General features: G+C 33.6%; 20 protein-coding genes and 1 tRNA gene. 20 read left to right on the plus strand and 1 reads right to left on the minus strand.

Translation table 11 applies throughout. The annotated features are described in order from the left end of the window. Positions 1-98: 98 nt before the first annotated feature. Positions 99-2267 (minus strand): glycoside hydrolase domain-containing protein, encoded by a 2169-nt coding sequence (locus G6Q10_RS09490; protein ID WP_163655439.1) that lies wholly within the window; start codon positions 2265-2267, stop codon positions 99-101. Positions 2268-2916: 649 nt separating this feature from the next. On the opposite strand from G6Q10_RS09490, the gene G6Q10_RS09495 reads away from it, so the two are divergent. The 20 genes from G6Q10_RS09495 (at position 2917) to G6Q10_RS09590 (ending at position 22706) form a co-directional block, all read left to right on the plus strand. After that, positions 2917-4890 carry a DHH family phosphoesterase gene (locus G6Q10_RS09495; protein ID WP_163655441.1) on the plus strand — a complete coding sequence of 658 codons (1974 nt, stop codon included), beginning with the start codon at positions 2917-2919 and terminating at the stop codon, positions 4888-4890. Between the two features lies 1 nt (position 4891). Beyond that, positions 4892-5338 carry a 50S ribosomal protein L9 gene (rplI, locus tag G6Q10_RS09500; RefSeq protein ID WP_163655443.1) on the plus strand — a complete coding sequence of 149 codons (447 nt, stop codon included), beginning with the start codon at positions 4892-4894 and terminating at the stop codon, positions 5336-5338. A gap of 29 nt (positions 5339-5367) precedes the next feature. After that, the gene (gene dnaB, locus G6Q10_RS09505; protein ID WP_163655445.1) at positions 5368-6729 is read left to right on the plus strand and encodes a replicative DNA helicase; all 1362 of its coding nucleotides are present in this window, start codon (positions 5368-5370) and stop codon (positions 6727-6729) included. Positions 6730-6797: 68 nt separating this feature from the next. Further along, a complete protein-coding gene (gene arr, locus G6Q10_RS09510) occupies positions 6798-7205 on the plus strand; it encodes an NAD(+)--rifampin ADP-ribosyltransferase (RefSeq protein ID WP_163655447.1) in 408 nt (135 codons plus the stop codon). Between the two features lie 363 nt (positions 7206-7568). Further along, a complete protein-coding gene (locus tag G6Q10_RS09515; protein WP_163655450.1) occupies positions 7569-8363 on the plus strand; it encodes a hypothetical protein in 795 nt (264 codons plus the stop codon). Next, positions 8350-9036, plus strand: a complete 687-nt coding sequence (locus tag G6Q10_RS09520; protein WP_163655452.1) for a hypothetical protein — start codon at positions 8350-8352, stop codon at positions 9034-9036. Before G6Q10_RS09515 ends, G6Q10_RS09520 begins: the two co-directional genes overlap by 14 nt. Beyond that, positions 9033-9755: a hypothetical protein gene (locus tag G6Q10_RS09525; RefSeq protein WP_163655455.1), complete on the plus strand. Its 723-nt coding sequence runs from the start codon at positions 9033-9035 to the stop codon at positions 9753-9755. The genes G6Q10_RS09520 and G6Q10_RS09525 overlap by 4 nt, the downstream gene beginning before the upstream one ends. An 11-nt stretch (positions 9756-9766) precedes the next feature. After that, positions 9767-10402, plus strand: coding sequence for an ABC transporter ATP-binding protein (locus G6Q10_RS09530; RefSeq protein ID WP_163655457.1), 636 nt, complete (start codon positions 9767-9769; stop codon positions 10400-10402). Then, a complete protein-coding gene (locus G6Q10_RS09535) occupies positions 10399-10905 on the plus strand; it encodes a hypothetical protein (RefSeq protein WP_163655459.1) in 507 nt (168 codons plus the stop codon). Before G6Q10_RS09530 ends, G6Q10_RS09535 begins: the two co-directional genes overlap by 4 nt. Positions 10906-11105: 200 nt before the next feature. Continuing rightward, positions 11106-11561 (plus strand): universal stress protein, encoded by a 456-nt coding sequence (locus G6Q10_RS09540; protein WP_163655461.1) that lies wholly within the window; start codon positions 11106-11108, stop codon positions 11559-11561. Between the two features lie 240 nt (positions 11562-11801). Next, entirely contained in the window at positions 11802-13094 is a 1293-nt protein-coding gene (locus G6Q10_RS09545) for an adenylosuccinate synthase (RefSeq protein WP_163655463.1), read from the plus strand. Positions 13095-13520: 426 nt separating this feature from the next. Next, positions 13521-14915: an amino acid permease gene (locus tag G6Q10_RS09550; protein WP_163655465.1), complete on the plus strand. Its 1395-nt coding sequence runs from the start codon at positions 13521-13523 to the stop codon at positions 14913-14915. Positions 14916-15104: 189 nt separating this feature from the next. Further along, positions 15105-15177 (plus strand) — tRNA-Lys (locus tag G6Q10_RS09555). 241 nt (positions 15178-15418) lie between these two features. Beyond that, a complete protein-coding gene (locus G6Q10_RS09560; RefSeq protein ID WP_163655467.1) occupies positions 15419-15970 on the plus strand; it encodes a VanZ family protein in 552 nt (183 codons plus the stop codon). Between the two features lie 830 nt (positions 15971-16800). Continuing rightward, positions 16801-17505, plus strand: coding sequence for a hypothetical protein (locus tag G6Q10_RS09565; RefSeq protein ID WP_163655469.1), 705 nt, complete (start codon positions 16801-16803; stop codon positions 17503-17505). Between the two features lie 1416 nt (positions 17506-18921). Beyond that, a complete protein-coding gene (locus tag G6Q10_RS09570) occupies positions 18922-19368 on the plus strand; it encodes a hypothetical protein (protein ID WP_163655471.1) in 447 nt (148 codons plus the stop codon). A gap of 175 nt (positions 19369-19543) precedes the next feature. Further along, entirely contained in the window at positions 19544-20506 is a 963-nt protein-coding gene (locus tag G6Q10_RS09575; RefSeq protein WP_163655473.1) for a DUF3644 domain-containing protein, read from the plus strand. Between the two features lie 290 nt (positions 20507-20796). Continuing rightward, entirely contained in the window at positions 20797-21243 is a 447-nt protein-coding gene (locus tag G6Q10_RS09580; RefSeq protein WP_163655475.1) for a hypothetical protein, read from the plus strand. 259 nt (positions 21244-21502) lie between these two features. Then, entirely contained in the window at positions 21503-21955 is a 453-nt protein-coding gene (locus tag G6Q10_RS09585) for a helix-turn-helix domain-containing protein (protein WP_163655478.1), read from the plus strand. A gap of 64 nt (positions 21956-22019) precedes the next feature. After that, positions 22020-22706: a hypothetical protein gene (locus G6Q10_RS09590; protein WP_163655480.1), complete on the plus strand. Its 687-nt coding sequence runs from the start codon at positions 22020-22022 to the stop codon at positions 22704-22706. Positions 22707-23028 lie beyond the last annotated feature (322 nt).

The following is a 23028-nucleotide window of genomic DNA, read 5'->3' on the forward strand; positions in this document are numbered from 1 at the left end:
TGTATAAAAAGGCGCGAAATGGACATTTATAAACATTCATTTCGTGCCTTTTTTATAGTTAAACTGCTTTATTCAAAATCATTATTCATTCTTCAAGTTTAAATTAGCGCTTTAATTAAACCACCTAATCCTAGTACAATGGCAGTAATTATTTCTATAGGAGCCTCTGCAGCAATTAGCCCCCCGATAACAACTGCTCCTGCAATCCATCCAATTGGCTTTAATATTTCTACAAGTTTATCCCATGATATATCTCCTACTATCTCTGCTATACCAGTAATAATCGTATTATAAAGAGTTATATCTAGTCGAATAGCTGCATTAACCTTTTCTTTATCTGAGAGTTCATAATCCAAGAAATTTATAACACTACTGATGATTAATTCTGCTTTATCATTAGTCGCTATACTAAAACTGATATCACCCTCTTTTATAGTCGCCGAAATAGTATTTATTTTGTCTGTAATAGATTGACTCAAAGTAGAACCCACTAGATCAGTAAGTTGCTCTTTAAATTTAGCATCTATCTTGCCATTTTTTACATTAAATGTAAACATTTCACCTGCTGTTGATTGAAGTGTATCGTAAAATGTTGCTTCAATTTTCACACCAGATAATGGTATATCAAATAAAGTTACTTTTTTTGAAAGTGTAATATCTGTATACTCCAATGTAGCATTAAAGATCCTAAATGGTGTATTCAGTGCTACTGAAAGAGCGCCATTAAAAGCTGGTTGTACCTCACTAGTTGCTGTATCTTTTTCATTAACAGCGACTTTATCGATGGGAACGTTACCATCACCAGTTCCAATACCCTCCTCCGGTTCCGCGAATTGATCAAATGTCCAGTCTGTCGGTTGCGGGAAACCTAAATTACCACTGTATCCCGTTGACATATTAGCTACAAAACTGGCTACGCTGTACCCAGCTTCTCGAGCTTTTGTACAGGCATTTCTACTCGCATAAATCCCAACTTGAAATGGATATCCAAAATGTTTGGCGCTCCATTTATTGACTCCGATAGAGATTCCTTTAAAATAAGGTAAAATATTGTTTACAATATCAACCTCTGTCGTATCAATATCTACGGCAAAGTAAATAATACTATTCGGCATAAACCCAAGTTCAAACGCTCTTTCACAAGCAATTACTCCATCATCATTTCCTTGCTCTTCGGTATAGTAATCGATAACCGGGTCATTATCTTGATAGATTGGGAACAGTTTTAACACTTGTGTTTTTCTTTCTAAGATTCGTTTTATTTCCGGTGAGGTTAGATTCTTAGGAGTACTTCCTCCAACAGTCCCCGTCAAATAGCGTCCGATATAACGATAGCCATTTTCCCAAATAGTAGTGACCATCTCTTCAGTTAATTGCCTTGATGTATCCACCCCTATACATATGCGATCTGAATCTCCACTACTTTGAAGTAGTCCTTTCGCGATGGTAATAGTTGGATAACCAACATTTTCCGAAATGATGGCCATAAATGTCTCGAATTTATTAATTGCCTGCGTTGTTGCGACGTCTAGTTTTCCTGTAAATGTTAATTTTTCACCTGTATTGATATACAATGCATACTGCAAAATCTTTATAACACCAGGATATTTATTAATTCCACTATTAGCTGCGGCGTCTATATATTTGGATGTTGTCAATGGTCCGAATGATCCGTTAGCTGTTGCAACATCTATACCAAGTTCTGATTGCAAGCCATAAATGAGACCTGTATTAGTGTTTCTTTGGTAGATACCATCGCAAGCAATCAAGTCAAAGTAAGTATTATAATCCCTATTTAATGATTGTTGGATAGTCCGAATGGTTTCATTACCTAACAATGTATAGGCATCCATATTCAAAATTGCCTTCATCAACTTTGCATCCACATGTCCATCTGTATCCATTAATCCAGCCGCTGATTTAAATTTGACCACACAGTCTTCTAGTTTTTCTTCATAATACGTATCGAATCCGCCTGGATTGAAACCAGCACCTTTACACAAAAAACCACCCATCAAAATCTTAACTTTATTATTATTATCTCCTGTTTTAACCCCACCTTGCTGATCAAAATATTTCGCAGTTGTCGGACCAAAGCTAATGGATAAGTCTGTAATCCCTAATTCATGTTGTAGTCCTGTAATTAAGGCATAAATCGTCTCCCATGTATGTTTTCCATCTTCTTTTACATGATGATAGCCATCTACTTTTTCATAGGTTTCATTAAGCCATTGCTGTACCTCTAATAATTGTTCGTCCACTGTCATTTTATTCACCTCTTCATTTTTTACATGTCGCTGGTCAAACGAAATGTTCGGTTCTTACACTTTCATTATAGAACGTATGTTCCTTTTGTCAAATTAAGTAAACTAATTTAAACAATTTTTATTTTATTAGGTTCCTAAGAATCAGTAGCCTCAATCAATAATAGGGATAAAAATTTTCATTGTCTAGTCTCCTTGCAGCTTAATGATAAGAATGTTTTTTAGAATAGCACGGACTTATATACTGTGTATGGTATATTATGTGGTAGATTCAGTTGAAATAAATATTTCAATAATAAAATGTGTTTGGTTGATTGAATTAGTTATGGAATTCGTCCTTAATTTTATCTCTTTGGAAGAGATAAGATGTTATGCAAGAACAGAAATAAAGAGATAGAATCCTCATATGTTAAACCCAATTGCAATATCTTTCTAGCCAGAAGAACCCACTAGGAAGGTTGTAAAATGAGAAAAGGCACGGGTTAGTATACCGACATACAGGCGCTAAACAATTTTTACCCATTAAAATTTGAATCTCATAGCAAATAAAGGTAAAATATAAACTAAGTCTCCAAACTTTCAATAACGATTTCGGAAAAAGACTTTATGCTATAATAGCGAAACGATTTTAGGATTTAGGGAGCTGAATGGAATGCAGGATTTTTTTGAAAAAAGAATGCTTAAATATCCATTATATGGCTTAATTGCTGCGACAATTATTTTATGCGTGATTACATTCTTTTTTGCGTGGTGGTTGTCGCTTGCTATTTTTGTGGCAGGAATTGCATCGATTACTGCGATGTTTTATTTTGAACATCGATTGAATGCAGATGTGCAAGAATATGTTTCTAATTTGACATATCGGATCAAACGTAGTGAAGAGGCTGCGCTTGTTGAAATGCCGATGGGAATTATGCTGTATGATGAGAATTATAATGTCCAGTGGGTTAACCCATTTATGGCAAAATATTTTGATAAAACAAGTTTAATCGGAGAATCGCTTGAAGAAGTTGGACCAGAATTTTTAACGGTTATAAAAGGTGAAAAAGAGCAGGGGATTCAGTCTATTGCTTGGCGTGAACACCGTTTTGACACCATTGTGAAACGCAGAGAACGAATTTTATACTTATACGATCGAACAGAATATTATGATTTAAATCAAAAATACCAAGCTGAAAAGCCAGCGCTTGCTATCATCTTCCTTGATAATTATGATGAATGGGTACAAGGCATGGACGATCGGCGGCGAAGTGCGCTAAATAATCTAGTCACTTCTATGCTGACAAACTGGGCAAGAGAACATCGAATTTACTTAAAACGAATCTCTTCTGATCGCTTTATGGCTTTTTTAAATGCTGAAAAGCTGGCTAAGCTAGAAGAAGAGAAGTTTACATTGCTTGATCGCATTCGCGAAAGAACATCAAAGCAAAATATTCCTCTTACACTTAGTATTGGCATCGGTTATAACCAAGATGATTTAATTAATTTAGCTGAATTAGCACAATCGAGCTTAGACTTAGCACTTGGCCGAGGTGGAGATCAAGTTGTGATTAAGCAACCAGAGGGACAAGTTCGTTTTTATGGTGGTAAGACAAATCCAATGGAAAAACGGACGCGTGTTAGAGCTCGTGTTATTTCCCAAGCACTTCAAGAGTTGATTACGCAAAGTGACCAAGTCTTTGTTATGGGGCATCGTTATCCAGATATGGATGTAATCGGATCGGGTTTAGGTGTTATGCGCATTGCTGAAATGAATAATCGGAATGCTTTCGTTGTCGTTGAACCTGGGAAAATGAGTCCGGACGTCCAGCGTCTAATGACAGAAATTGAAGAATATCCGAATGTCGTTAAAAATATTGTGACACCACAAACAGCAATTGAAAATATTACCGAAAGAAGCCTGCTTGTTGTTGTTGACACGCATAAACCCTCAATGGTTATCAATAAAGAATTGCTTGATTCAGCTGCACACGTGGTTGTTATTGATCACCATCGACGTTCAGAAGAATTTGTTGGAAACCCAGTGCTTGTTTATATTGAGCCATACGCTTCTTCTACAGCAGAACTTGTAACAGAACTATTTGAGTATCAGCCAGATCTCGAACAAGTTGGCAAAATTGAGGCAACAGCGTTATTATCAGGTATTGTTGTGGATACGAAAAACTTCACACTCAGAACCGGTTCAAGAACATTTGATGCAGCAAGCTATTTGCGTTCACTTGGTGCAGACACGATCCTTGTTCAACAATTTTTAAAAGAAGATTTAGCGACCTTTACACAGCGTAGTCGTTTAGTAGAATCACTTGAGATCTATCATGATGGGATGGCTATTGCCAAAGGTGGCGAAGATGAGGTTTTTGGCACTGTTATTGCCGCTCAAGCAGCTGATACGATGCTTTCAATGGAAGGCGTTCAAGCTTCATTTGTCATTTCGCTTCGTCCTGATAAGATGATTGGCATTAGCGCAAGGTCCTTAGGCGACATCAATGTTCAAGTTATTATGGAAAAAATTGGCGGTGGTGGCCATTTATCTAACGCTGCAACTCAGTTAAAAGGCGTCACAGTAAAAGAAGCAGAACACCAATTATTAACCGCAATCGATGCTTACTGGAAAGGAGAAACATAAAATGAAAGTTATTTTCTTAAAAGATGTTAAAGGCAAAGGCAAAAAAGGTGAAGTAAAAAATGTTGCTGATGGTTACGCGCAAAACTTTCTCCTTAAAAACGGGTATGCTGCAGAAGCAAATGCAAGTAATATAAGCGCATTACGTGGCCAACAAAAAAAGGTTGAAAAAGAAGCCGAAGAAGAGCTTCAAGAAGCAGAAAAACTGAAAAAAACGATCGAAAACCTAACCATTGAGCTAAAAGCCAAGTCTGGCGAGGGCGGCCGTTTATTCGGTTCAATTACATCGAAACAAATTGCTCAAGCACTACAAAAGGATCATGGAATTAAAGTAGACAAACGCAAAATCGATTTACCCGATGCCATTCGCGCGCTAGGTTACACGAAAGTTCCGATAAAATTGCATCATGATGTTAATGCAACGCTTAATGTACACGTTACTGAAGAATAATTAGTTTGTTAAAAAAGGAGCGTAAAACAGTGGATGCCTTTCAAGACAGAACACCGCCACAAAATATTGAAGCTGAACAAGCCGTATTAGGTGCTATTTTTCTTGAACCAAAAGCGCTCATTACAGCTTCTGAAATTTTAATGCCAGACGATTTTTATAGACAGTCGCATCAGCTCATTTTTGAAACGATGCTTGATTTGAATGATCACGGAAAAGCAGTAGACGTGCTGACTGTTTATGAAGCACTTGCGTCCGGTGGGAAAATTGAAGACGTTGGTGGCTTGCCTTATTTGACCGAGCTTTCTGGTGCAGTGCCAACCGCTTCAAACCTGGAATATTATGCTCATATCATTGAGGATAAAGCATTATTGCGCCGCTTGATTAGAACAGCAACTCAGATCGCAACAGACGGCTATTCACGTGAAGATGAGCTCGATATGCTCATGGACGAAGCGGAAAAAAGCATCCTTGAAGTTTCACAACGCAAAAACGTTGGTGCTTTCCAAAATATTAAAGATGTTCTCGTCAAAACATATGACGATATTGAGATCCTCCACAATCGAAAAGGTGATATCACTGGAATACCAACTGGCTTCAAAGAATTGGATCGAATGACAGCAGGTTTTCAGCGCAATGATTTAATTATCGTTGCTGCCCGCCCTTCTGTAGGGAAAACCGCATTCGCTTTAAATATCGCACAGAATGTAGCGACTAAAACAGATGAAAATGTAGCCATTTTTAGCTTAGAAATGGGTGCCGAACAACTTGTGATGCGGATGCTTTGCGCAGAAGGAAATATCAATGCGCAAAACTTGCGTACAGGCGCCCTTACCTCAGAAGATTGGCAAAAATTGACCATTGCAATGGGCACGCTTTCTAATTCTGGCATCTATATTGACGATACACCAGGCATTCGCGTCAATGAAATTCGTTCAAAATGTCGTCGCCTTAAGCAAGAAGCAGGCCTTGGAATGATCGTAATCGATTACTTACAACTGATCCAAGGAAGCGGACGCAGCGGTGAAAATAGGCAACAGGAAGTTTCGGAAATCTCCCGCTCATTAAAAGCTTTGGCGCGAGAATTAGAAGTCCCGGTTATTGCACTTTCGCAGTTATCTCGTAGTGTGGAGCAACGTCAAGACAAGCGACCAATGATGTCAGACATCCGCGAATCCGGTTCGATTGAGCAAGATGCGGACATTGTTGCCTTCTTATATCGCGAAGATTACTACGACCGTGAAGGTGAAAATGATGGAACCATTGAAATTATTATCGCTAAGCAACGTAATGGCCCAGTTGGAGATGTAAAACTTGCTTTTGTGAAAGAATACAATAAGTTTGTCAATTTAGAAATTCGCTTTGATGAAAGAGTAGCGCCACCTGGAGCTTAAGGTGGCGTTTATTTGAGTGGACTCTCGTAGAAATTGGGAAATTAAATGATAGTAAGGAGCTGGGTAGGATGCTCAATACGCAAGACAATGGACCATTTTATCATGGTACGAAAGCTAAACTTAATATTGGCGATTATTTGAGTGCAGGTTATCATTCTAACTATCGACCTAAAGTTATTATGAACCATATTTACTTCACAGCTTTAAAAGATGGTGCCGGCCTTGCAGCAGCGTTAGCAAAGGGTGAAGGTACCGAATATGTTTATCAAGTTGAACCAACTGGCGAGTTTGAAGATGATCCGAACGTAACGGATAAAAAATTCAAAGGAAATCCAACTCGATCCTATCGCAGTGTATATCCTTTAAAGGTCGTTGGTAAAATAACGGATTATAAGCGACTTACAGACGAAGAGCGAGAGTTGTGGAAGAAACGTTTAGAAGCAGTTAATAAACATGATGAAGATATTATTAATTAATCAAATTGCCCTAGTAAAAATGGTGTTAAATTATTTTTTACTGGGGTGGTTGAATGTTTAAAGCCTGTAAACAAAGAAAATGTCTGAAAAGGCCATCATTCGGCAATTTAGATGAAACCATTGGGGTATTGTTGTATTTGAATAATTCCAAGTATATTCTGTAAGAAAAAACTTGTTGAGAAAGCGTTGTCAACGTGATATGATTTATATGAAGGCTTAACTAAACGAGTATTTGTATTGTTCTAAGATGAAATAATTTTAGAACACGATTTGTGAGTGTCAGTATAATAAGAAAATTGCAGAAAAAACAAAATCCAGTTAAAACTAACATCTTCTAAAGTTCAGCTAAAAGAGGGGGAAGGAATGAAATTTTTTATCAGCCGTTTTTTAAACAGAAAGCTCTTACTTGCATTTTTGATCGGCATGATGATCATGTTGTTACATATCATAAAAATTTATATCCTATCGCAAAAACATGAAATTATTTTCACGCCATATACAAGTTGGCTCTCCATTGATTTTACAAGTGTCTTAATGATTTTATTTTATTTGTTGTTGCCGCTCCTCGCTTGCTTTGGAACAGCAAGCGTTTTTCTTGAAGATATGACTAGCGAACTGTTTGCTTATAGCTTAACGAGCTTTGTGCGAAAGACATTGTTTACAAAATTATTTATTACTGTTTTTGTTATCAGTGCACTCGTTACGACAATTCCATTGCTGCTTGATTTTTTTCTTAGCTTTCTCTTTTTGCCTAATATAGCTCCAGATAAAATTATTAATTTAAACTTAGGGATTTACCTAGGAAGTGGTGATTTATTTCCTCGTTTATTTTATGCGCATCCTTTTGGTTATGCGATGCTTCATTTATTTTTGTGTTTTATTTTTTCAGGAGTTTTCGGCGTTATGAGTCTTGCTGTTACTTTTTTATCAAGGAATAAGATTATTATTATCCTTGTGCCTTTATTTGTGCAAGTGGTTTTGATCGCTTTAAATACATTTGCCTTCCCACTGTTTGCTTTTTCGCCATTTGGCTTTTTACCTGAAAGTATGGTTACTTATGATAAAAATATCATTGTCATTGCTGTTGTTTGGGGGCTTTTGTTTTTTAGTTCTTTAGTGATTTTTGTGCGAGGGGCGAGAAGATATGAACAACTTTAGACTATGGCGTTATTCTCGTGTTTTATTTTCGCAAAAATGGCCTGCCATGCTGTTGATATCATTATTCATCAATCTTGTTGTGTTTTTTAACTTTATTTATCGCTACTTAAAATTACATTATTCAGTTATCCAAATTTTGGGAGAATTAAGCGCTTCTTCGCGGCTGCTTTTTTTTATGGTGCCAACGTTATTGATTTTAATCGCTATTTTACCAGAAATGCGTGTCATCGATCTATTAAATTATAAAGGTAGAAATAGTGAAATTGTTTATCATGGCATAAAATTTATCTTCTCAGTTAGCATCGTGTTTGTTCCGCTTTTTAGTCAGTATTGTCTTTATTTATTATTTGATGTGGCATCTTTTGTTTATTTTGGACCGACTGTTCTTTTTCAATTAGAGTTTTTCTTAATTATATGGTTATTTTATTTTGTTTTACTCCAGTTATTAAAAAATAAAGTGATTGCATTTATTTTCACATATTTACTTGTTTTTTTAGATTATTTTGTGCTGTTTTCCAAATTTAAGATGTCATTATTTTGGGATAAAAGTGCCGCTTTATTCTGGAATCAACAAACGATTGAGCTGGTATCACAATTTTATTTGCTGGGTATCATTGTGCTTTTATGTGGTGTTTTGTTGCTGGTTATTTATCGAAAGGATTATTTATCATGAGATTAACATTTGTTGAATTAAAATGGTTTTTATCCAAAGAGAGATATAAAATTATTTTTTCTTTTCTCTTGTTATTTCTATTTTTTTACTTAACTTATCGGAGTTTTTCGATTGAAAATCCAACTTTTATTGCCTATTTAAATCATTTTATGACAGGGCCTGGGCAAGATGAACTCCTAAATAATACGTATAAAATTCCCATTTCATGGTTTCTCTTTTATGTTTTGTTTATTTTTTTAATGGCTAGCTTTTTTAATAGTGAAAGCTTGTTTTTTATAGCTTATCAAGTTTCAAGTCGCTTAAAAAAAGTGAAGATTATCAGCAGTAAATTATTTGCTGTATGTATTTTTGCAGCGCTTTATTATGCTTTGTTTGTACTAGGTATTTTTTTAATAACTGCTCAAGCGATTCCGTTTGAGTATCCTTATTTTTTATTGTTCAGTTTAAATGTTGTGCTTGTTTTATGCAGTTTTGTTGTTATTTATTTCCTTCTTTTGGCAGCGAGTCATTCTTTTTTGGCGCTCTTTATATTGTTTTCGTTGCCTTTGATTCAGTCTAAATTCTATCTCTACTGGTCTCCGCTTAACATGACAATAAGCACTCGATTTTCCGATTATGATGTACAATCCATTTTAATTATTTGCTTGATAATGATTCTATTTATCGGATTTCTCCTATTTATTGCTGGTCAAATTTTCGTGAAAAAAGATCTTTTATAAGGAGTTAAAAAATGAAATATATCGAAATGAAAAACGTTACCAAAACGATAAAAACACATAAAGTGCTAGATAATATCACATTATCCTTAGAAAAAAACCAGATCTATGGTTTTCGTGGTGGCAATGGCTCAGGAAAAACAATGCTGTTACGTGCAATGCTGGGTTTAATTCGCTTAAACAAAGGAGAAATTATCATCGCTGGAAAGGTATTGAAAGCGGATCAAAAATATCCGGTTAATGCCGGAATTTTATTAGAAAAACCAGCAATTATTCAAGATTTTTCAGCAATCAAGAACCTTGAACTCATTACAGCATTAAAAGAGCAAAATGTGAGTAAGGAGAACATAAAAGCGCTCTTACAGCAAGTAGGATTGGACCCGGAAGATAAGCGCCGAGCTAAAAGTTTTTCTCTAGGGATGAAACAAAAATTGGGCTTAGCTCAGGCTTTGATTTCCGAACCAGAACTACTAATCTTGGATGAACCAAGTAACGGCCTGGATGAAGAAAGCGTTCAAAACTTGATGCAACAATTATTGACATTAAAGCAAAGTCAAAATGTAACCATTATCCTTACAAGCCATGATCGCAACTTTTTGCAAATGACGTGTGATCAGATTTTTGAAGTTCAATTGGGGCGATTAGTATGAATAAGAAATGTCTATTTATTTATGTTGGCATCATTGTTTTGCTAGCAGTGGTCGTTACGGCTGGTTATGCACATGCCAATCATCGTTACAAAGATTATTCATTAAAAGAAGTATCGGTAGGTCGCAATGAGTGGATACCTGCAAAAGGCTATGATTTTAAAATAGTTGATTTTTACAAAGAAAAAACAGCGGATTCAAACTGGAGTAATCTTGTTTTTACATTAAAGGTTAACAAAAAACCAAATAACAAAATAGCCTATTTGGGTGATCTCTTTGATAATCTTTTTATCACTTCTAAACATACAAGTGTTGGTCAATGCGAGGGTATATATAACCAAAAAGGAAAGCGTGTGAAATTAAAGGAAAATAAAGAGAGTATTTATATTGTCAAATTTGAGCAATTTGAAAAAAAGGCAACAGCAAAAGAGCAAATTGAGTTAGGCTATATAAAGCGAACCTTCCCTAACTATACAAAATACCGTTTTAAAGTGAAAGAGGGTTAATTGATATGTACATAACCAGTATCTAAATCATTGTTTATACGATGTTGCCGTTTTTATTTGAGCAATTTGACATTGGAATTGTGATTTTTAGCATCGGTTTTATAACTAGCCATATTTTAGGAAACAACGCAAAGGCGATTTTACAGGGACGGTTTTAAGAATAAAGAAAGGGGTATCGAAACATTAAAGGAGTGGTAGTAATGCCTGAATATAAAAAGATACTTGTTGCAATTGATGGTTCGCGGTACGGAGATGAAGCTTTTCGAAAAGCAGTTGTGCTAGCAAAACAATATAAGGCAAAATTATTCATTATTCATGTTATCGATACACTTTATTTCGCTAATTTAACAGCATTAGATGGAGGACAAGCAGTAAATCAATTTAGTGAAGTTGCTGAGAAGATGTTAACCGAATACCGGGAAAAAGCAGAACAAGATGATGTTTTAGAAGTTGAAACAATGGTAGAATATGGGGCTCCTAAATCGGTCATCGTTGAAACTGCTGAAGCGAAGGTCCATCCTGATTTAGTCATTGTTGGAGCGATTGGCCACTCAGCGATTACACGTTTTTTTCTTGGTAGTGTATCAGCCTACGTTGCCCATTATGCACCATGTGATGTTTTAATTGAACGAACATTTATGCCAGAAGATGAATAAAAAACGAACGATTATTTTTATGCTATTTAAAAACGTTCGTGGAATAAATTGACTAATGACAAGCCAACCGTTACAATATAAGGTGGAAATAGTGAGTTCAGGTCATAAACGATTTTAAAAATAGGGCGTAAGTGCGCGCGTTTCAGAAGGCTCTTAAATTTCTGGAATGTGCGCGTTTGCTGCCGCTTTCTCTCGTTTATATTCCAGAGCTTCAAAGATCAATTATAATGAGGTGTTTAAATGTCTTCAGTTGTTGTTGTTGGAACGCAGTGGGGAGATGAAGGAAAAGGTAAAATTACTGATTTCCTTTCTGAAAATGCAGAAGCGATTGCGCGTTATCAAGGAGGCAATAATGCAGGTCATACGATTAAATTTGATGGTGAAACGTATAAGCTTCATTTAATTCCATCTGGTATTTTTTACAAAGATAAAATTAGCGTGATTGGAAATGGCATGGTTGTTGACCCAAAAGCTTTAGTAACGGAGCTTAAATACTTACATGAGCGTGGTGTTGAAACAAGCAATTTACGTATTTCTAATCGAGCTCACTTAATTTTGCCTTATCATATCCGTATTGATGAAGCAGATGAAGAACGAAAAGGTGCAAATAAAATCGGAACAACGAAAAAAGGCATTGGACCAGCTTATATGGATAAAGCTGCACGTGTTGGCGTTCGTGTCATTGATTTACTTGATAAAGAAACATTCAAAGAAAAATTGGAACATAATTTAAAAGAAAAAAATCGCCTGCTTGAGCGTTTTTATGAATTAGAAGGTTTTAAATTAGAGGATATTTTAGAAGAATATTATGAATATGGCCAGCAGTTTAAAGAATATGTTTGTGATACTTCTGTTGTATTAAACGATGCTTTAGATGAAGGGAAACGCGTTCTTTTTGAAGGTGCGCAAGGTGTAATGCTTGATATTGATCAGGGCACTTATCCCTTTGTAACTTCAAGTAATCCAATCGCTGGAGGTGTTACAATTGGAAGTGGCGTTGGGCCTTCGAAAATCAATCATGTTGTCGGTGTAGCGAAAGCTTATACAACACGTGTTGGTGATGGTCCATTTCCAACTGAACTATTTGATGAAATTGGTGATACAATCCGTGAGGTAGGACATGAATACGGAACAACAACAGGACGTGCCCGACGTGTAGGTTGGTTTGATAGCGTTGTTGTGCGTCATGCTCGTCGTGTGAGCGGCTTAACTGACTTATCTTTAACACTACTCGATGTCTTAACAGGTATTCAGACCATCAAAATTTGTGTTGCATATAAACTAGATGGCAAAACGATTACTGAGTTCCCGGCTAGCTTGAAGGATTTAGCGCGCTGTGAACCAGTTTATGAAGAGCTTCCTGGTTGGTCTGAAGATATTACAGGTGTGCGCTCATTAGATGAACTCCCAGCTAATGCACGCCACTATATGGAACGCATTGCACAACTTACTGGTGTGCAGGTTTCAATGTTTTCGGTTGGCCCTGATCGTAACCAGACACATGTTGTTAAAAGCGTCTGGCGTCTAGCATAGTTTGTTTAATAAGCGCTTGTGGTTAACAGGTAAACCACAAGCGCTTTCAGTTTAGACTAATTGGTCTAGTCATATGAGAAATAAATTTAATGACTTGCTAGTAAATTCAGAAATCAGATTAAGGTAAAAATTTCACAAAAAAAGTTATTTTGCTGGAAAATATTGATTTTTCAATCTTTTTATAAAATCGAATTTGCTAATAGCGATGATAAAAAGATTAGTAAAAAAATAAGTCGTTTTTGTTGAAATATCTAAATAAATGAGCTAAAATTTTATTACATGACAACGCTTACATTGTGAAATTTGAAATCACTATTTTTAAAAAATTATTTTGCAATTTCGCAGTTTTAATGTATGATAAAAAGGACAATAACTTTTAAAATTTTACAGATTGGTAGACCCAACGATATGGAAGGGGTAGTACATATGTCAGAAAATGAAACTTTATCGAGAGGTTTAAAAAATCGTCACGTTCAGCTCATTGCAATTGGTGGAGCGATTGGTACTGGGCTGTTTTTAGGATCGGGTAAATCGATTCACTTAGCTGGTCCATCTATTTTATTTGCTTATATTATTACTGGTGCTGTTTGTTTTTTAATTATGCGAGCACTTGGAGAATTGTTACTTTCTAATTTGAATTATCATTCTTTTGTGGATTTTGTTCATGATTATTTAGGTAAAGGAGCAGCTTTTATTACTGGTTGGACTTATTGGTTCTGCTGGATATCGATTGCGATGGCCGACCTTACTGCGGTTGGACTTTATACGCAATTTTGGTTTCCAAATGTTGCACAATGGGTTCCCGGGTTGATTGCACTAGTTATTCTACTTTTGATGAATTTGGCGACTGTTAAGTTGTTTGGGGAAATGGAATTTTGGTTTGCCTTGATTAAGGTTGTTGCGATCTTGGCACTCATTGTAATTGGTGTTTTTATGATCATTCGCGGTTTTTCAACAGACTCGGGAGCTTCTAGTTTTGCTAATTTATGGAGTCACGATGGCTGGTTTCCAAATGGGGCAAATGGATTTATTTTATCTTTTCAAATGGTCGTTTTTGCTTTTGTTGGGATTGAACTTGTTGGCTTGACAGCAGGCGAAACAGAGAATCCAGAAAAAGTAATTCCAAGAGCTATTAATAATATTCCGATTCGAATCGTTATTTTTTATATTGGTGCTTTGCTTGTGATTATGAGTATTTATCCATGGAATTCAATCGATCCAGCAGAAAGTCCTTTTGTACAGGTATTTGCTGCGGTGGGGATTACAGCGGCAGCAGGCATTGTGAATTTTGTTGTTTTAACATCAGCGGCATCAGCATGTAACAGTGCAGTATTTAGTACTAGTCGGATGGTTTATTCACTTGCGAAAGAAAAAAACGCACCTTATCCAATGGCGAAATTAACTTCTCATAAAGTGCCATCAAACGCGCTATTTTTCTCAACAATTATTATTTTAATTGCTGTAGTGCTTAATTTTATTATGCCAGAAGGTGTTTTCACACTTATTACAAGTATTTCTACAGTTTGCTTTATTTATATCTGGGGAGTTACCGTAATTTGCCATTTAAAATATCGCAAAACTTGTCCAGAATTAGCAGCTAAAAATAAATTTAAGATGCCACTTTATCCAATTTCCAATTACTTGATTTTAACCTTTTTAGCCTTTGTCTTAGTCGTATTGGCTTTAGCTGAGGATACCCGAGTAGCGCTTTTTGTAACGCCGGTATGGTTTGTTTTACTCATCGCTATTTATTACTTTCGCAAAGCGAGAGCCCCTCAAGAGGAAAAAAAAATAGTTCCAGCTGAAACGGATATAAAATAATAGAAATCAGCTGATATTATGTTTTTTGATGCATAATATCAGCTGATTTTTTTGGAAAAATGGTTGGATAGAACGACTCATTTTTAGTCTGTCATTTTGACCATTTCTTTTCAATGAATGGTAGCGGTAGAAATTTGCAAAAATAGAGGAAAGTGCTATAATAGTAATGTTGTTATCAATTTTGATATTGGGTTATTAGCTCAGTTGGTAGAGCAGCTGACTCTTAATCAGCGGGTCGGGGGTTCGAGACCCTCATAACCCACTTGGGTGCCAAACCCACGAGATCGGCGTTACATGGGCGTTTTAGGACGTTTGGAACATGTGGCGCGCGGTCTTTTTTTGTTATCAAAAATGGAATACTGGGCAGAAATGGGGCAGAGATTATGAAAAGGGGAAATAAAATTTTATTCAAAGAGAAAAATAGAAATTGTGAAACTATTTGTTATTATATACTACATATATGGTTGCAAATTTAACTATTTATTAAAAAGGGGAGAGCTTATTTGGTAGCTATTGAAGCAGCGTATTATTTTATGGTGCCATTATACATTATTTGTGCCGTTATTTTTTTGATTGTTAAATATTTCAAAAGACAAGAGGGACCAGCAAAAAAGAAATGGATTGATTTAATCTTTATTGCTTATTGGTTAGGATTGATAGCAGTGACATTCTTCCCTATGAGAATTGTTATTAGTGATACTATAGTATCTCAATTTCCATTACAAGCATATCTACAAATGGTTCCTTTTGCTACGATAAATGGATATTTGTTAGATATTAATTTTCATTCAATGGTACAATTGTTTGGAAATATTATTATGCTGATGCCTCTTGCGATTTATTTAAATGTATTTAAAAAATGGAGTTTAAAAAGAAATATTTTGTTTGCTTTTTCATTTTCACTGGGAATTGAATGTGTCCAAATTGTCCTTAATTTATTAACTAGATGGCCGAATAAAGTAGCGGATATAGATGATATTATATGTAATGTAGCGGGGTATATGATTGCTTTGTTGTTTGTGCCACTTGCGAAGCGGATTTATAAGGCTTTGTAATTTATTGTCTTAAAAATCCTGAATGCATAAGAAAGAAATATCATAAAAATAGCTGTTTTTCACAAACCACCAATAGTATTTATGCAGATTAAAATAATAAATAAACTTTTGCACATTTCTTAATTAGTGGATCGGGGGCTCGAGACCTTCATAGTCCGCTTGGGTGCCAAACCCACGATATGGGCGTTTTAGGACGTTTGGAACATGTGGCGATTGGTCTTTTTCTAGAAAACTGTTTGTAATAAGTGAAAAGATTCGTTTTAAGTACGCAAAAAGAGTGCTAATATGATGCTTCTTATGAAGAATATGTATGGCTTTCATCGTTCGTTGAGAGAGACGTGAAAATGACAATCGCTTTTTTTGAGATTAAATTTTCCTCCTCAAGTTGTGCATTCCGTTTTTGAAGTTGTTTAATTTGTTGAACTGTGAATACGTATCCTCATCAATTTTTACTTCAAAATACTGTTTGATCCAACGAGCGATCTAAGAAATCGCAATGCCATATTTACTCGCTAAGGTATGTTGCGTTTTTTCACTTTCATGAAGTTTGTCAATGGACTTCTTAAATTCTTTATAAAATTTGAGTGATGATTTGCGTTTGTCTACCATAATAAAAACTCTTTTCTAACTATGTGTTTATTTAATTAATGGTAAATCAGGTTTTCTGTATACTTTATTAGCATACATGTATCCTTGTTTGTTTTTTAGATAGCCCCGATAAATAAGTTTTATTATTTTGAAAAATATAACAATTTTATTTATCGTTTAATTTCCTTTTTCATGGTATTATGAAAGCGTATCACAAAAAACGAGTAAGGGAGAGAACTAACATGAAAAAAATTGTTTTAATGAAAAAAAAGTATTTCTTATTAGTCGGAAGTTTATTGTTGCTTTTTTGTTTGTTTCCTGTAATGGTAAAAGCTAGTGGAGATACTAATTTGCCTCAAACGAATGAGATTGTGTATAAAAGTAATCAAGGTTTGAATGAAGAACAAATAGCTGAGCGTTTTAGTTTGATTGATGAAAAATACGATGAAAAAGCGCCGTTTTCTAAAGAAGATGCTGAATTTATTGTTCATTATGCTAACAGAGAAGATCAAAATTCAAATCCAATGTTAAGAGGGATTCACTTTTATAAAGGAACAAGCTCTAAAAGTTTTACTAAAAGCAAAACCTCAATGGGAGTAAAAGTAACTTTTTCTGGTAAAATTAGTAGTCATTTGAATTCGCTCAATCCAGGAGATCAGTGGTATTCTGGTAAAACAACTGCTAGAATAAATAAAGGTAGTTCTAAAGTTAGCAAAATAAGATCTGTAGTATCACAAAACACGTATGGATTAATTGGTAATGGGGGCACGTATATCGGTTTAGTTCATAAATCTACTTTGACAAGTACGACTTCTAGAAAGGGTGCTACAGTGAACTATTTAGATCAGAAGAGAAAGTATTCGGCACTATTTGTAACTTATACATATACAACAACATATGTTGAAGTAACAACTTCTTCTGGTAAGTTTAATTTATATGGTATATGAGAGGTGATAGGTTAAAATGGGTAATTTTAGTATAGTTGGTGCATTAATTTTAGTTGTCATTATTGCTTTAGTGATATATTTGATTACGAAGATTTTTAAAAAGATAAAGAAAAATTGAGTGATTAGTTGTGCCTCTAAATTTAACTATAGAAATTGTATTTAATATTAGGGTGAAAATTAACGTAAAGAAAGAATTTCTCTAAAAAATAGGCTGAGATATAAATTTAGATCGAACAAAAAAGTTTAATAGAAGTTTTGATTTAATTATGTTAGTTAGATTTAGTAAGTTTCTTAAAAGTGAATATCCTATTAAAGGTGTCTTCTTTTGGTATATATTTATTTATGTTATCACTCTTATAAATAATATTAGTTGCATATTTATTTATATGAATATGCAACTAGGAATATAATGTGTTTTATTTGTTCACAGTAGGCTGATTGGTATTACTTCTTTTAAATTTTACTTATTTATGTAATAAAGTAAGTGCTGGTTCAAGTGATGAACGGTTAAGTTTTTTCGGAAGCAATACACTTTTAGGCATATGATTTTAGGTGTAAAATGCGGTTGCTAGCATTCATTTTTTCCTCTACGTGCAAAAGTAACCAGAATATAAATTAACTCAAAATAGCTTGAATTAATCCACTTATTTTCTTGTTAGGATTTATTCTAGCTATAGCAACATTTTTTCATTCACGTACTTTGCTGTGTTGGTCTTTATAATGGAAGTGATAAAAAATCTAGTTCTATAAGATAGGTGATATTAATGAAATTATCATGGAAGAAAATTTCTTTGATAACAATATTACTAATCATATAGCTTTGTTACGCCAGAGAATTATAGTCGTATACTTAAGTAAAGATAAAGAGTTGCTTCAATTTGAAGTGGCTCTTTGTATTTATAGTAGTATAAAGGGACAAGTTCCAAAAGTTTTACTAAAAGCAAAATCTTAACAGAAGTAACTTTTTCTAATAAAATTAGCAACCATTTAAATTCGATTAACTCTGAAAACCAGTGGTATTCAGGTAAAAAAACTGCTAAAATAAATAAAAGCAGTTATAAAGTTAGCGAAATAAAATCTGTAGTCACACAAAGCGCATATGGATGAATTGGTAATAGCGATACTAGGTATATTGGAAGGGAAAATATTCAGTATTATTTGCAACTTATACATATATAATGGCATATGTTGAAGTAACAATCCCTTTTAGTAAATTTAATTTATATGATATATGGGAGGTGACGGGGAAAATGGGTAATTTTAATATAGTTGGTGCATTAATTTTAGTTGTTATTATTGTTTTGGTGATATATTTGATTATGAGGCTTTTTAGAAAGATGAAGAAAAATTAAGTGATCAACTGTATATCTATTACATAATCAAAAATAGGCTAACTGTATAAAAAGGAGGGGAACAATGCAACGATTGAAAGATATACTATCCAGCACAAGTGCTATTTTCTTGCTAACAATGCTTATTATTAGTATTTTAATTATTCCTCTCTTTTTGTTTAGTTTTATTTTCTGGGGGATGCATCTTTTGCCAGGAGTAAATGTAGAGACATTTGGAATCTGGGGTTACTTGATCCAAGGTGGTTTGTTATTTCTTTATAGTATAGCGACCTCATTCATCTTTGAAATGACAACTGATTTTGAAAAAACACGTAATAAATGGTATATAGCTATTGAGTTTTTTATTTACTTTTTATTTACAGAGGCTACAGCATATATCTATATTGCGATTACGTCATATGTGGAAGCTAATTACTTAAATACATTTGTTATTGGGGTTTATTTGTTTATTTTTAATGTATTATTATCATTGACATTGGATAAAGTGGAAGAAAAAAGCTCGATATTATGAAAAAAATAAGTGACTACTTGTACTTTATATATTATCCTGAAAATATAAACTTAGTGATAAAAAATTCAAAAAGAGATAGGCCGGTTATGGGGACTCTCTTTTTAATTTTAATACTTAATATGATGAAAGTTTGTGATATAATAATTAGTATACTATTATGAATAGGGGATATTATATGGAAAATATTCAATTAAAACTTATTGATAAAAGCATAGAAGCGTTTATAATGGGACTTGAAATTTATAATAAGCCTACAATTAAATATCGAATTGAAGGGTTTTCTTTCTTTATAATTAATGCCTGGGAGTTAATGTTAAAAGCAGAATTAATAAAAAAAGGCCACCCTATTTATTATAAAGACAATCCAGAGCGGACATTAAGTGTGGAAAGGACCATTAGAAAAGTTTATACCGATAAAAATACAAGAATAAGATTAAACCTTGAAAAAATTATCGAACTTCGTAATATCAGTACACATTTTATTACAGAGGATTATGAAATAAAGTATGCCCCTTTATTTCAAGCTTGTGTATTAAATTTTGTTAATGAAATTCAGAAATTTCACTCGAGAGATATTACAAAACATATTGCACAAAATTTTTTAACTATTTCGGCAAGCTATGAACCTCTTTCAAATGAACAAATAAAATTGAAATATCCGCCTGAGATCGCAGAAAAATTTATTTCTCAAGCTAATGATATTGATGTGCTTAGCGATACTTATAATTCTGAAAAATTTTCTGTTGATATCAAGCAAAATTTATATATTACTAAAAAACGATCAGAGGCTGATTTTAAGGTAAGTATTAATAAGGACTCGAACAATAATGTGACAGTTGTTAAAGAATTAAAAGATCCATGTGATACTCATAAATATTCTTATAATAGTGTAATAAAAGCTGTTCAAGAAAGGTTGAAAAGAAAAAACATAAGATTAAATTATAAATCAGGTTTTAATCAATACATATTGAACTTAATAATCGAATTTTATAATATTAAGCAAAATGAAAAATATGCCTATGAACATGTGATTGGAAAACAACGGTACTTTACCTATTCTCAACAATTTATTGATTTTATTCTTTCTGAAATTGAAAAAACTCCCGACAGCTTTGTCGAGAGTTTAAAGAGAAGATAACCCCAGGCACATAGGAATGCTCGACAAAAACGTCTACTCCATTCTGGAACCCAGTGTTTTTCCTTCACGAGTTATCTTTGATACTTTAATTGTATCTGTATTATTGGACGAAGTCAATAATTTTATATCTGTATTTTCCCTTTTCTGGAAACTTAAACTTTGCATTCTATTAAGAAAGCAATTAATCAAGGTAAAGTGGGTGAGAAAAACATACTTATGCCAAGTTTAAAGAAAATCCCAACCTTCACGAGTAGGATTTAAGAAATTTTTATATAGGGAGAGATATAAGTATGAACTTATGGAAAAAGATTATAATTTTGTTTTTATTAATCCTATCAGGGGTGCTATCTCTTGTCATTTCTTATAAACAAGCAGCTCCTTATGAATTTAACCATTTTCTTAGCTTAATTCATAACGATGTTAAATTTAAGTTTTTAGCTGTACTGTTAGTTATTTTTAGTATTTTAGTTATCGTGCTTATTAATTACATTTTGGTAACCATCATTTATTATCTTTCGAGAAAAATTTTAAAAATTGATGTTAAGTATAACTCTATTTTTTATGCTGAGAGTTGGTTTATGATATTAACAGCATACCAATTTATTATTTATATTTTTGTAGATAAAAACATATTCATCACATTATTAAATCCGTTATCTATTATAGGTTTATTCATTACATATTTTATGTTTAAAAAGCATCATTTAGAAACTAAGGATGCAATGACTGTTATTTAATGTACTCGGAGCGTTTGCAGAATTTGGTCGAATAAAGCAGCTTAGCAATATCACTTTTGAAAAACTGTAAAAAAAGATGTTGTTGGTCTTGGAGATTGTAAATTCAACTGAAGTTCCCTTTATAAAAAAAATAAAGTATATCATTCAAATTAAGGCGAAATATAATGTAAAAGTTGTTTTACAAAGCTATAAGCAAGAATATCTATCTTTTATTCTTCTTAAAAATGTGTTAAAAATAAAATAAAGGGGATCGCTAAATATGAAAAATTTTGGTTCAAAACTGAAATTACTCCGGGAAGAGAAAAAAATGACTCAAACAGAGGTTGCTGAAAAACTAAATGTAACAAGACAGTCTATTTCTAATTGGGAAACTAATAAAAATTATCCTGATGTGATTTCTTTAGTAAGTTTAAGTAAGCTTTATGATACTTCTTTAGATATTTTATTAAATACAGAAAGAGAGGTTGTTGAATCAATGAAACAAGAATTAGATTCCTATACTGGGGTAGATATGACTAAACTAATTATATTCTCAATACTAGCCTTTATATTACCTATAGTTGGTATTGCTTTTGTCATTCTTCTATTAACTCCACCTAAAAATGTACCATATTATAAGGTTTCTAAACTAATAGGATATATTGCGTTAACTCTACAAATTATTTTTACACTACTTCTGATCATCGGAATTATTGCTTCTTTTGCAAATTGAAAACTTTTTTGATAAGATTATTTAGTGAATAATTTCACAATATACAATTAGGAGAGTAAATGAAATGAAAAAGAAAATTTTAGTAGTAGTATTTGCGATATTGCTTGGGGTATCTATGTGTATTTCACAAAATGCACATGCAGTTACTAATCAAAGGGGAAATAAAAAAGAAATTACTAAAAAAACTGTTATATCTATTTTTAAAGCTCAATCTACATCAGATGATATGGATACTCGGATTACTGCTGAAAGAAATTTAGATATTTTTGATTCTCTAAGCGAGACAAAACAAAAAGAATTTGTTGAAGCTTTGAATGATCCGAAAAAACTAGAAGAAAAAACAGTAGTTGAAGTCGAAGATACAACTCCTGACCCAAGTAATAAAAATATAGTTCTAAGAGCGTCAACTTCAAGAAAGAACGTAGGAAAAAATTTCAGCTACAAACTTGTCGGTGTGAAAATGTATGGGCTTCACTTAGATGTTTCCTATCAAGTTAGTAAAGGGCAAGTACAAAAAACTATTGGATCAACAGCTTATTGTACGTATAGCTATAATCCTCTTGTGAAGGTTGATTTGATTACAAAAACAAACTATGTATCTCATGACAAGCAAGGATATGCCCGTGCTAAATTCCGCTATGCTATTGGTCCATTTAAAGGTATGTCTGCACAAATATGTGTTCGAGCAGTATCCGTTGCGGGGAATGGCAAAGGACAACTTAGTTATTGGAATGACTGGAGGGAAGGCTAATTATAACTAAAGCTTAGTTAATATTTTATCTTTCCCTCTCTTTTAAAGAGAGGATTTTTTATAATAAAATTTAATTTGTAAAAACAAATACCAGCTAGTTTAGCAAGAAATTACACTTCTACTTTACTCGTGTTATTACGAATATTAGTTCTAGTATCATGTCAATTTCGAGTGAAAATAAATTAGAATAAAGAATGATGGTATTTTGACGGGAAATTATTTCTACGCTATAATAAATGTGGAAATAGTATTATCATAACGACACCCAAATACCCTAGCTGTTGCTGTAGCTAGGGTGTTTTTATGGGGTTAGAATTGATTC

Source organism: Listeria sp. PSOL-1 (assembly GCF_902806445.1).
Taxonomy (GTDB): domain Bacteria; phylum Bacillota; class Bacilli; order Lactobacillales; family Listeriaceae; genus Listeria.